We start from the raw sequence: 1,447 nt of genomic DNA on the forward strand, positions 1-1,447 counted from the left end.
ACCTGTGGATGACCGGGAGGGCGTACCTTCCCGGATGATCTGACAATCAACAGGTTTCGATCTACTCGGCGCGCCAACGCCGGGCGGGAAGGTACGTCCCATGCTCAAGGTAATCGACGGTGGCGCCGAGTCCAATCAGGACGGTGCAGCGGGCCGAGTGTCCGGCTCGCCGATCGACGAGATCGTGCGTGAGGGTGCCCGGCGGATGCTCGCAGCGGCGTTGCAGGCCGAGGTCGCCGACTACATCGCTCGCTTCGCCGGGCAGCTCGACGAGAACGGGCACCGGCTGGTGGTACGCAACGGGCACCATGACGAGCGGGAGGTGCTCACCTCCGCTGGCGCGGTGGCGGTGCGCGCGCCGCGCGTTAACGATAAGCGGACCGACCCGGAAACCGGTGAGCGGCAACGGTTTTCCTCGGCGATCCTGCCCGCGTGGGCACGCAAATCACCGCAGATCACCGAGGTGCTGCCGCTGCTGTATCTACACGGGCTCTCGACCGGCGATTTCGCCCCGGCCCTCGAGAAGTTCCTGGGTACCGGCGCGGGACTGTCGGCCTCGGCGATCACGCGGCTGACCGGTCAGTGGCAGGACGAGGCCCGCACCTTCGCCGGCCGGGACCTCTCGGGCGTGGACTATGTGTATTTGTGGGTCGACGGGATTCATCTGAAAGTGCGCCTGGAGCAGGAGAAACTGTGCCTGCTGGTGATGCTCGGGGTCCGCGCCGACGGCCGCAAAGAGCTGGTGGCGATGACCGACGGGTTCCGCGAGTCGCACGAGTCGTGGGCGGATCTGTTGCGCGATGCCCGCCGCCGCGGCATGAGGGCACCGGTGCTCGCCGTCGGTGACGGCGCGCTCGGGTTCTGGAAGGCGGTGCGGGAGGTGTTCCCCGAGACGCGCGAGCAACGATGCTGGTTTCATAAACAGGCCAATGTTCTTGCTGCCCTTCCGAAATCGGCGCATCCCGGCGCGTTGGCGGCGATGAAGGAGATCTACAACGCCGAGGACATCGACAAGGCCCAGTTGGCGATCAAGGCGTTCGAGATCGACTATGGCGCCAAGTATCCGAAGGCGGTCGCCAAGATCGTCGGTGACGCCGATGTGCTGTTGGAGTTCTACCGGTATCCCGCCGAGCACTGGATCCACCTGCGCACCACGAACCCGATCGAATCCACCTTCGCCACAGTGCGTTTGCGAACCAAGGTCACCAAGGGGCCGGGCTCGCGGGCGGCGGGGCTGGCGATGGCCTACAAGCTGATCGAGGCCGCCCAGACCCGCTGGCGGGCGGTCAACGCGCCGCATCTGGTCGCGCTCGTCCGCAACGGGGCACTGTTCCACAAGGGCAAACTGCTCGAACGACCCATCGACATCACCCCAAAGGACGGAGGCCGTTCAGGCGCAACGGAAGTCGCCTGAAACAACCTCATCCACAGGATTTGACAATATCTC

At 65.6% G+C, this 1,447-nt stretch carries 1 protein-coding gene; it reads left to right on the top strand.

What is annotated here, in order from left to right; translation table 11 throughout:
* The first annotated feature begins 100 nt into the window (after positions 1 to 100).
* On the top strand, positions 101 to 1,414 hold the full coding sequence (locus ACIRRA_RS46040; protein WP_402782503.1) for an IS256 family transposase: 1,314 nt from the start codon (positions 101 to 103) through the stop codon (positions 1,412 to 1,414).
* Positions 1,415 to 1,447: the final 33 nt, after the last annotated feature.

Source organism: Nocardia sp. NPDC101769, from assembly GCF_044766925.1.
GTDB lineage: Bacteria > Actinomycetota > Actinomycetes > Mycobacteriales > Mycobacteriaceae > Nocardia.

What these genes read in the sequence shown, in the direction of transcription:
- ACIRRA_RS46040 (WP_402782503.1), top strand. Translation starts at nt 101, where the DNA reads ATGCTCAAGGTAATCGACGGTGGCGCCGAGTCCAATCAGGACGGTGCA.